The sequence below is a fragment of the Bacillus sp. EKM208B genome (assembly GCF_011800725.1).
Classification (GTDB): domain Bacteria; phylum Bacillota; class Bacilli; order Bacillales; family Bacillaceae; genus Bacillus; species Bacillus velezensis.
On sequence record NZ_JAANHO010000013.1, the window covers coordinates 61309 to 72280 of the forward strand.

At 40.9% G+C, this 10972-nt stretch carries 9 protein-coding genes; 2 read left to right on the forward strand and 7 right to left on the reverse strand.

From position 1 onward, the window contains the following. Positions 1-2: 2 nt before the first annotated feature. From G9F75_RS18150 to G9F75_RS18165, 4 genes are all read right to left on the reverse strand, one after another. Positions 3-662: an exopolysaccharide biosynthesis polyprenyl glycosylphosphotransferase gene (locus G9F75_RS18150; RefSeq protein WP_167409291.1), complete on the reverse strand. Its 660-nt coding sequence runs from the start codon at positions 660-662 to the stop codon at positions 3-5. 254 nt (positions 663-916) lie between these two features. After that, the gene (locus G9F75_RS18155; protein ID WP_167409292.1) at positions 917-2407 is read right to left on the reverse strand and encodes an N-acetylmuramoyl-L-alanine amidase; all 1491 of its coding nucleotides are present in this window, start codon (positions 2405-2407) and stop codon (positions 917-919) included. 25 nt (positions 2408-2432) lie between these two features. After that, complete coding sequence (locus tag G9F75_RS18160; RefSeq protein WP_029972831.1) at positions 2433-4550, reverse strand: SpoIID/LytB domain-containing protein; 2118 nt, start codon at positions 4548-4550, stop codon at positions 2433-2435. Between the two features lie 22 nt (positions 4551-4572). Next, on the reverse strand, positions 4573-4875 hold the full coding sequence (locus tag G9F75_RS18165) for a membrane protein (RefSeq protein ID WP_017418804.1): 303 nt from the start codon (positions 4873-4875) through the stop codon (positions 4573-4575). A 178-nt stretch (positions 4876-5053) separates the two neighbouring features. Between G9F75_RS18165 and tagU the strand changes: the two genes are divergently transcribed. Further along, positions 5054-5974 (forward strand): polyisoprenyl-teichoic acid--peptidoglycan teichoic acid transferase TagU, encoded by a 921-nt coding sequence (tagU, locus tag G9F75_RS18170; protein ID WP_021494106.1) that lies wholly within the window; start codon positions 5054-5056, stop codon positions 5972-5974. Positions 5975-6025: 51 nt separating this feature from the next. On the opposite strand, the gene wecB is transcribed toward tagU, so the two are convergent. Next, a complete protein-coding gene (wecB, locus tag G9F75_RS18175) occupies positions 6026-7165 on the reverse strand; it encodes a non-hydrolyzing UDP-N-acetylglucosamine 2-epimerase (RefSeq protein ID WP_021494107.1) in 1140 nt (379 codons plus the stop codon). A 277-nt stretch (positions 7166-7442) separates the two neighbouring features. On the opposite strand from wecB, the gene galU reads away from it, so the two are divergent. After that, entirely contained in the window at positions 7443-8321 is an 879-nt protein-coding gene (gene galU, locus G9F75_RS18180; RefSeq protein WP_015240700.1) for a UTP--glucose-1-phosphate uridylyltransferase GalU, read from the forward strand. A 34-nt stretch (positions 8322-8355) separates the two neighbouring features. On the opposite strand, the gene tagH is transcribed toward galU, so the two are convergent. Both tagH and tagG read right to left on the reverse strand, forming a co-directional pair. Next, positions 8356-9909, reverse strand: coding sequence for a teichoic acids export ABC transporter ATP-binding subunit TagH (gene tagH / locus G9F75_RS18185; RefSeq protein ID WP_021494108.1), 1554 nt, complete (start codon positions 9907-9909; stop codon positions 8356-8358). Positions 9910-9928: 19 nt separating this feature from the next. Continuing rightward, a complete protein-coding gene (gene tagG, locus G9F75_RS18190) occupies positions 9929-10756 on the reverse strand; it encodes a teichoic acids export ABC transporter permease subunit TagG (protein WP_021494109.1) in 828 nt (275 codons plus the stop codon). Positions 10757-10972 lie beyond the last annotated feature (216 nt).

Sequence of the window (10972 nt, forward strand, 5' to 3'; positions counted from 1 at the left end):
TTTTATCGCGCCCCGTCACCGGTCCAGATCACTTTGCACGTTTTGAGCATAATCTTCAGTTCCAATGAAAAGGTCAAGTTGCGGATATAGTATAAGTCAAACATCAGTTTTTCCCTCGGTGTCATGTCATATCCCCCGTTGACCTGCGCCCACCCGCTTAATCCCGGCTTAACGGCCAGCCGCTCCGTAAACCCCGGAATCTCAGCCTGAAACTGTTCCGTAAACACGGGCCGCTCGGGACGCGGGCCGATCAGGCTCATTTCTCCCCGAAGCACATTTACCAGCTGCGGCAGCTCATCAATACGGGTCCTTCTGATAAAAGCACCGACCTTTGTCACGCGGGGATCCTTTTTCAGCGCCCAGACCGCCCCCGATTTTTCAGCATCTATTTTCATAGAGCGGAGCTTATACAAATAAAACGGCTTCCCGTCTTTGCCTACCCGCTCCTGCTTATAAAAAGCCGGGCCGGGCGACTCCAAACGAATCAGTATGGAGAACAGGCTCATCACCGGGAGCGCCGCCAAAAGCCCCGCAAGCGCAAACACAATGTCCATGAATCGCTTAAAAGCCAAATAACGGGCCGTTCTTTCCGTAACGGCAGCGGAAGTCCCCTGCCGCACTGCATAGTTATTATTTACATTCATGCTTTTCTCTGCTCCCACTGACACACACCTCACGATTTGTTGGGATGTTTGATGACCTATGCCGTGAGTTTAGCAGATGGATGTTAATTGGAAGTAAAGGAAGCGTTAATTTTTATTAGAATGTTTCGATTATTGTTTTTTTATTGTAAATCTATTCATATCCATAAACGGCCGCTACTATAATTGAAAAGGATCATTATGAGCGGAAAACAACGAAAAAAGCCTGCCGATCAATTTTGACCAGCAGGCTCGTACACAAATATATAAAAGTTTTACCTATAATAAGACACGATTCCATCATTGATGGCTGCAGCTGCCTTTTCCTTATAGGATGCTTGCTTTAATTTACTTGCATCAGACGGATTCGTAATAAAAGCCGTCTCTACTAATACACTAGGCATTTTGGAATACTTAATGACATAGAACGGAGCTGTTTTAACCTCTCTGTCTCTTGTTTTTAATGCATTAACAACCCTAGGCTGAATTTGTCCTGCCAGGCGTTTGCTTGCAGCGGCTTGATATGTCTCATCATAGTAGGTCTCAGTTCCGTTTGCAGAAGTTGCATCATTTGCATTGCCGTGAACGCTGATGAATAAATCCGCTCCTGCGGTTGCACCTTTATTTACCCTTTCCTGCAAGGAATAAAATGTATCATTAGACCTCGTCATGACCGGCAGAGCACCTGAAGCATTTAATTTTGTATTCAGCCTTTTAGCGATATCAAGATTGACGTCTTTTTCTAAAATGCCGTTACCTATAGAACCGGAATCTTTCCCTCCATGACCCGGATCAATTAAAATTGTTTTTCCCGCTGCCGGATTTTTCAGCTGGTTTGCAACATTTGAGCTGACAGCCGGGGTATTCCCAATAATGGTAAAGCTGCTTAATTTTTTTCTCCCGATAAAGACTCTTGTTTCTTTTGAAAGATTGCTGCCGTTTGTCAGAATGATAGATTGTTTTTTCTTTGCAGCAAGAGCAGCACCCGCTATGGAGTCTGCATACCCGAAACCATTGCTGACGAATACATTGCCTGTCGGAAGATTTAATTGCTGAACTAGATTGGCCGCAAGTTCGTATCGATTGCTTCCGCTGATTCTTTTTGGAGAAGGGAGTTTTTTAAAGACAGAGGCATTTATGCTACCGGTTCCTCCTGCTACAATAGAGCTTTTGATCCCCTTGCTTTTTATAGCTCCTGCTGTGGCACTGTTGATAGCTGTTTTATTCGTAAACAAAATTGGATATCCGTTCTTTGCGGCATATGGAATTGCAGCTATTGCGTCAGCATATAAAAATCCGTTTGCAATAACGGCTTTTGAGGCGGCAGGCATTTCCTTTGCTACTTTAGCTGCCGTATCATATCGGTTGCTTCCTGAAATTCTCTTAACACTGATGTCGAGCGCTTTGATTTGATTTGCTGTATTTGCTGACACAGCAGGCGTTCCGCCGACGATAATGACCGTTTTTGTTTTTAATTCTTTCAGACGGGTTTTCGTCTCTGATGACAAATTATCTTTGTTTGTGTAAAGCAGCGGCGCATTTTTCTGATATGCCATCGGGGCAGCGGATATAGCATCTGCATACGAACCTCCGCCGACGACAACAGCTGTACTCGCTGTTGAATACACCTGCTTGGAAAGCGCAGCAGCCGTACCGTACCTGTTGCTTCCCCCTACTCTTTTAACCGCGTTGTCAGCTAAGGCTGACGGGATAAATAAGATGAGTCCCAGCATAGAAATGATCAGGACTTTAAGATAAGAACGCAATTGCCTTCCTCCTGCTCTCGTTTATTTAATAGTCAGTCAATGTAGTGCCCGGATAATAAAATTTTAAAATTGAACTATATGAATCTCCTGAATCCGCTCTTGCCTTAGCGCCGTACTGGCTCATGCCGATGCCGTGTCCATATCCCTTTCCGCTGATTGTAAAAGCAGAACTGTTTTGACTGACGGTCACATAAGTGCTTTTAAACACGGAGGCTCCGATCATCGTTCTCAATTCAGTCACCGGCACAGTCATTGCAGATGTTTTATTTGCCTCGTAATTTCCATTGTTTTGTTTGACAGCGTAATTCACTTTCAAAGTTGCTGTTTTAGCCCGCTGTCCTTTAGTTGTTCCGCTGAATGTAAGATCTTCTATTTTTAAAATTTTAATGGCGGAAGCGCCTGTTTCCTTATTTTTCAGAATCCAATTTTTAATACCGCTCAGTTGAGCTGCATTTGTCTCATTCTTTGAAGCAAACCAAGAGGCCGGCTTATTTACATCAATTGAATCCGGATTGATTTGCTGCTTAGAAAGCGTCAGACTCCAGGCAGTTTGAGGATCTTTTGTGTCTTTTTTCGCAGTTAAATAAGGAACGCTTGAACCCCATACTTCGTCGCTTGATTCTGTATAACCGCCATTACTCGATGAATAAGCCGCCGTAATTAAATTCCCTTTGTAAGTCAGCACCTTATTTTTTGTCTGCTGCACCGCTTTCGTTGTATTGGCATTCCAGCTGTACCCGCCATATACTTGAAAAGCAGTAGTATCAGCAACAGTGCTCCCGGTCTTCGTAATTGAGTATGTTCTTGCCGCAACCGTTTGCGCCTTCAGCGCTTCAAGAGACCAGCTTGCAGGCATTTCATTCGGTACGACACCTTTTAAATAATCTTCAAAAGGAATGTTTTCATTTACAGGTCTGATATATTTGCCTGACTCTATTGAAAAATTAACCGTCCCCAAGTATTCTTTTCCATTCAAACTGATCCGGTTGGATTCATTGTACGTTTCCGGTTTTATTCTCAATGAATTCCCATATGTTTTAATATGATTAAGATTTAACTTTCCATTATTGATTTGTAAGTTGTATGTGCTTCCGCCGGCTAAGTAAAAATGGTTTGAAAGCTCATTTTCAACCCCGGCGGAAATGGAGCTTGTACTTCCGATAAAGTCGTATGCATACGACGCCTTCTCTTTTGTCACTGATTTAGCTGCTGAAGGAACATCATCTTGTTTGATATATAATATTTGGCTGTTTTTTTTGGCGGCTAAAGAAGCGCCAACCAGGACATCAGCATATTTCGTTCCATTAGTCATGACGACTTTATCAGCCTTCAACTTTAGCTGATTAATGATATTAGCAGTCAATTCATACCGTGTTGATCCGGGTATTCGCTGCACAGTTGAAGTTTTTTTAATTTGATTTTCTACAGCATCACTCACGCTGAACGAACTCCCGATAATTAAGACTTGCTTCGGAAGATCATAATCCGGCAATTTATCCTTTTCAGTCAGTAGAATGGGATAGCCGTTTGCAGCGGCATACGGAGCAATGGCTAAAGCGTCTTGAAAAACATTACCTGTTACAACAATTGCTTTATCGTAATTTCCCATTTGTTTTGCAATGTTTTCAGACAGAACATAACGGTTTTTCCCGCTGATTCTTTTCACAGCTCCATAAGACTTAAGCTTATTTTCAACGTCCTTTGAAATACTTTTAGCCCCGCCGATGACCAGAATATTATCGGGATTGAACTTAGCAATCTGTTTTTCTGTTGTTTTTGTTAAAGTGTCCGGCTGTGTAAATAACACCGGCGCATCCAATTTTTTTGCCAGAGGAATTACTGGTAATGCATCGATAAAAACATCACGATTGACGAGAATAACGGTTTTAGGATTCGTCCATTGGGAGTCAGATGCAAGAGCCGCCGTCTCATATCGGGATGCCCCCGAAAAGCGGTTGGTTACAGACACATGATCACCGGTAACCTGATAAAAACCGGTTGGAGATAAAGAAATGCTTGATTGATTTCCTATGTAATTTGTCAGCTTAACAGATATATTTGAATCTGCCGCAAAGGAAACCGCCGGTATAAGCAATATAACAACAGCTAGAGTCAGTCCTATTAAATGTTTGCAAGTTTTCAAGATTACAGCGTCCCCCTATTCATTAATTTGCCGGTTCGATATCCTTCAGCATAAGCTGTCCCTTGCTATTTTTTTGATATTTTACTGTCACTTTGTCGCCATTATCCAAATTCTTAACATCGTCGGCTGATTCTTCAGTGATATCAAAACTTACCGGTTCATGATCCACAGTGACTTCTATTGTATGAGTATCCGCCAGTCCTACATAAGTGCCCTCTTTCGTTACCAGCTTTTCACCCGCATCCTCGCCCTGAGATTTTTCATTATTAACTCCGCACCCGGCGAGAAGCAGTATAAAGAACAAACATCCAAAAATTTTTTTCATTTTTTTCACCTCATTATGGATTATCGACAATATATTATCTATTTTAAAGAAAAATTAAGAAACATTGAAACTTTTTTCGATAACATTCGACTATATTAGGATTTATTGTATTCTATTATAAAATATTGAATTTACTGGGAGTTCGATTTCCAATTTAAAACAGATGGGGTGTATTGAGATGAGAAGTAAACGAAGAAAAAAGAAAAAGACTTTGTTACTGGTCTTTCTGACAATCATCGGCATTTTTATTTTAGTTTCCGGCGGCTTTACATACTATCTATGGCATAAAGCGGCATCAACCGTCGCCAGTATTCACGAAGACATTAACAAATCGAATAAACGCAGCACTGAGGTGAAAATAAATAAACAAGAACCGTTCTCTGTCTTGATCATGGGAGTGGACGAACGTAAAAATGATAAAGGAAGAGCCGACTCGCTCATTTACCTTACTGTCAATCCAAAGACAAAAACAACGGAAATGGTCAGTATTCCGCGTGACACTTATACAAAAATTATCGGCAAAGGCACGATGGATAAAATCAATCATTCATATGCATTTGGCGGTACGCAAATGGCAGTAGATACTGTGGAGAATTTCTTGAACCTTCCTGTAGATTATTTCATTAAAGTAAATATGGAAAGCTTTAAAGATGTCGTTGACACTTTAGGAGGCATCACTGTCAACAGTACATTCGCTTTCAACTATGACGGTTATTACTTCAGCAAAGGCAATATTTCATTAAACGGTGATGAAGCCCTCGCTTACTCACGAATGAGAAAAGAAGATCCTAAAGGGGATTTCGGGCGCCAAGACAGACAGCGGCAGATTATAGAGGGTATTATCAATAAAGGGGCAAGTATCTCTTCTGTCACGAAATTCGGAGATATGTTTAAAGTAGTAGAGAACAATGTAAAAACGAATTTAACCTTTGATGATATGTGGGATATTCAATCCGGCTATAAAGATGCCCGCAAGAAAGTGATTCAGCATGAGCTGAAGGGTGACGGCACTAAAATCAACGGAATTTACTATTATAAAGCAGATGAAAACGGTCTTGCTTCCATTACTAAAGAATTGAGAAGTAGCCTCAACCTTTAAACTAATGCAGAAAAAGCAGCTTCGCATACATTATGCGGAGCTGCTTTTTTGTTACACCTCGAAAGAATCAGGACGCTCTGAACGCAGTCCGAATTGATAGAGCAGCCCCTCAGCAATCCTTCTTGACGCCATGCCATCTCCATAGGGATTAGATGCCCGCGACATTTTTTCATATTCCTGCTTGTCTGTCAGCAGCTGTTTTGCCATCTGATAAATCGTTTCTTCATCAGTACCGGCTAATTTCAGAGTGCCCGCCTCCACTCCTTCGGGCCGTTCAGTCGTATCGCGCAATACGAGAACCGGCTTTCCTAAGGAAGGAGCTTCCTCCTGAACGCCTCCTGAATCAGTTAAAATAAAATACGACCTTGACGCAAAATTGTGGAAATCAATCACTTCAAGAGGTTCAATTAAATGGACGCGCTCCGAATCACCAAAGTGCTTATCAGCAGCTTCACGTACAGCGGGATTCAGGTGTACCGGATAAACGACTTGCACATCGCTGAATTCATCTGCGATCCGGCGGATGGCTTTAAACATAAGTTCCATCGGCTGACCTAAATTTTCCCGGCGATGCGCCGTCAGTAAAATCATTCTGTCATTGCCGATTTTTTCAATAATATTATGGGAGTATTCAGAGTGAACCGTTGTATGCAAAGCATCAATCGCTGTATTTCCGGTAACAAAAATGGAGCTTTCTTTTTTATTCTCATTCAACAAATTTTGCTTCGCTTGCTGAGTCGGAGCAAAGTGGATATCAGCAAGCGAGCCAGTCATTTGGCGATTCAATTCTTCCGGAAAAGGTGAATATTTGTTGCCCGTGCGCAATCCGGCCTCCACATGTCCGACTGCAATCTGGTGATAGAAAGCTGCAAGGCTTCCGGCAAAGGTTGTTGTCGTGTCACCATGAACAAGAACAATATCAGGTTTGATTTCCTTAAACAGGCCGTCCAGTTTTACCAGGGCGTTTGAAGTAATTTCAGCCAGCGTCTGCCGTTCTTTCATAATATTCAAATCAAAGTCAGGCTTAATTTGAAATGCGTGAAGAACTTGATCCAGCATTTGTCTATGCTGGGCAGTCACAGTGACATATGATTCTATTTCAGGGCGTTTTTTTAATTCGAGCACAAGGGGCGCCATTTTTATCGCTTCAGGCCTTGTACCGAATACCGTCATGACTTTAAGTTTTTTCATATCTCTTTCTCCTGTATCAAGTTTGTGATCATTTTTCATTATCAACCCATTTTACACGATATGATCCGCCAGTTAAATATCTTGTATTATTTTTCCCATAAATGAAAAAGGATATATCATTAAGGCTTTACGGATAAAACTTGTTTAATAATGGTTTATCTTATATCATTAAAAGTGTTAAAAATGAAATATCGGGTATACAGAAAATATCAGCAAGCCTGAGTCTGTATAGATATCTTAACTTATATTTAAGTGACGCTAAGGAAGGTGCTTTAAAGTGAAAAAAGTACGCAAAGCCATAATTCCCGCTGCAGGTTTAGGGACACGCTTTCTGCCGGCAACAAAAGCCATGCCGAAAGAGATGCTTCCGATTGTAGACAAACCAACGATTCAATACATAATTGAAGAAGCGGTTGAAGCGGGTATTGAAGACATTATTATTGTTACGGGAAAAAGCAAGAGAGCCATTGAAGACCATTTTGATTACTCACCAGAGCTGGAAAGAAACCTAGAAGAAAAAGGGAAAGTCGAACTCTTAGAAAAAGTCCGAAAAGCCTCTAATCTTGCTGACATTCATTATATCCGGCAAAAGGAGCCAAAAGGTCTTGGACATGCCGTTTGGTGCGCACGTAATTTTATCGGTGACGAGCCATTTGCCGTCCTTCTCGGAGATGATATCGTTCAAGCTGAAAAACCAGGGCTTCGCCAGCTGATGGATGAATATGAAAAAACACTTTCTTCTATTATAGGGGTTCAGCAAGTGCCTGAAGAAGAAACCCATCGTTACGGAATTATTGATCCGCTGACAAGTGAAGGCCGCAGATATCAGGTGAAGAACTTTGTTGAGAAGCCGGCTCAAGGGACTGCTCCGTCCAATCTGGCAATACTGGGACGTTATGTCTTCACTCCTGAAATCTTCATGTATCTTGAAGAACAGCAAATTGGTGCCGGAGGGGAAATTCAGCTTACAGACGCTATTCAAAAGCTGAATGAAATCCAGCGGGTTTTTGCTTACGATTTTGAGGGCAAAAGATATGATGTTGGTGAAAAACTAGGTTTTATTACCACTACATTAGAATTTGCGATGCAGGATCGTGAACTGCGTGATCACCTTATTCCTTTCATGGAAGACCTGTTAAGAAAAGATGAATTATAAGAAAAAAAGCTGTTGGATTTATTCCAACAGCTTTTTATTTTATAATGCAGGTTAAAGTTTGATTATCGTTATTGATAATAAAAGCGTATTTATCATTTGCCGCAATAAATTGCCGATCACTGCTGCCCTTTATAACATCTTTATTATTCAGGGATAGATCTGCCGGAGTAATAGCTGATATTCCTCTGAAAACAAGCTGCTCGGCCTTGCCATTATTCACTACATAACTGACCTCGCCATTTTTAAGATATAGCATCTCCCGGCCGTTCACTACTTCTTTCTGCAGCTCTTTCATTTCTTGCTGAATATCATTAACGCGCTCACCGAGATGTGACACAAGTTGATCAATATCACCCTGCTTTACATACGGAGAAAAAGCGGATGCTTTCACATTTGAACTTTTTTCGTTATAGACCGCTGCATTTTCCGGGATATAGTACGTTTTATTATTGACCTCAATCTTTGCTGATTGCCTGTCTTCAGATACCACTTTCACCTGAGCACCGAACGGAATAAGGAAGTCCGCCTTTTTTTTCAGCTCTGTATCTTTATAGGCCTGCGTCTGGTCTTTTAATACGAAACCTTTTTTGTTCACCAATATCTGGTCTTTCCCCTTGTTAACATCATCTTGATATCCGATCTTACCGAAGGAAGCGATAGTACGAAGCGGGGCGCTGAAAAACATGGTTCCTGCCATAAACACAAGCAGTATTGATAAAATAGCAATTTGAATAGCATTGACTGCTGATCCGGATTTACTATTTTTCTTTTGTTCCTTCACAATTGCCTGCTGCTCAGGCGATTCTTTTTTACGTTCAGCAACCTGATCTTTCTTATATTTCTCTTTGTCTTTTTTGGAGAGTTTATTAAACCAATCGATAAATGCTTTGTACTCTTTGACGACGGTTTCAGTGTCGTCGAACATTCTTAATTCACCATAGTGCATCCAAGCCACACGGTCACACATTTTTTCAATCTGACCAATGGAATGACTCACAAAGAAAATGGTTTTTCCTTGTTCTTTAAATTCCTGGATCCGGTCAACACACTTCTGATAAAATGTCTGGTCTCCTACGGAGAGGGCTTCATCAATGATTAAAATATCCGGATCTATATGCACGGAAATAGCAAAACCAAGGCGGGACTTCATACCGCTTGAATAGTTTTTCACCGGCTGATTAATAAAATCACCGATCTCAGCAAACTCAACTATGCTTTCATACATCTCATCGATTTCTTTATTTGTCAGCCCCATCATTAAACATTTAAGCCTTATGTTATCCCGGCCCGTCAAAGCATTATTTAAACCGGCTGCAATCGCAATCAGCGACGGCTGGCCGTTCATTTCAATTTCACCGCTTGTCGGCGGTATCACTTTTGCAAGCAGATTGGACATCGTCGATTTACCCGATCCGTTAATTCCCACAAAGCCGATTGTCTCCCCTTCATATACATCAAAGGAGACATTTCGCACAGCGAAAAAACCGTTATCTTTAGCAGGGAAAAACAAACCTTTTATTTTATCCGACTGTTTTTCATAAAGATGATACTGCTTTGAAACATTTCGAAACGAAACCTTTAGTTTCATCGTACAATCTCCTTACGTATTAAAGAAAGTCAATAAACTTATCTCTGAATTTCATGTGTAAAACAGAACCGACTGTTAACAAAAATAAGGTGAACAGCCAGAAATACAGTGTATATTTCACATCTTGAAAGAACCACTGACCATCTAATAAGCTGTTCCTGAAACCGTCAATTATATAAAAAAGCGGATTCAGCTTCAAGACAGGAACCAATTCCGGGTGAGCTGCCCCCAGCTTTGAGTTAATATCCCAAAAAACCGGCAGGAGGAAAAACAAAAGTCTTGTCACTGCCTGCAGAAGAAACTGATAGTCTCGGATCAGCACGCTGATTGTCGAATTAAACAAGCTGAACGAAAATAAGAAAGCCATCAGACAAACAAAATAATAAATATATTGAAGCCAATGAAGGCTCGGATAGATTCCGCTGGCGAGCAATGCAATGATATAGATCACCATCATAATTGCATAACTGAACAAATTAGAAGCGATGGCGACAGACGGCAAAGAACTGATTGGAAAATTCATTTTAGCCACCATTTTAATTCTTTTAAATACACTATTTGATCCGTCTAATATTGTCGGACTTATAAAAAACCACGGTATCAGACCTGCAAGCATCCACAAAATAAAAGGCACTTCTCCGGCACCTGTAACCATCGGCCCCCCTTTTCTGATCCCCAATCCAAAAACAAACCAATAAGCAAGCATTTGAATAAGAGGATTTAAAAACTGCCATAAAACGCCTAAATAATTCATTTGATATTTAGACTTTGTTTCGTAGGCTGCTAAACGCATGATTAAAGGAAATGATGTTACTTGCTCTTTTAGTATTTTCACTACAGCATTCATTTTAATCTTCCTTAGGTTGATTTGATTTTATAAAGCATCGCTGATAATTGTACCAGAAATCAAATTTTTTTTCACTTTCAAGCCGCATGCAAATGCTGCTAAAAGGTTTGTAAAGCATAATAGAAAAACCCCTTGATACGGGACTGACCCCATAAGATGAGACAAACAAAAAACACCTTCAAGTTTGAAAACGGATGATTGTTAGCCGAAATTAGA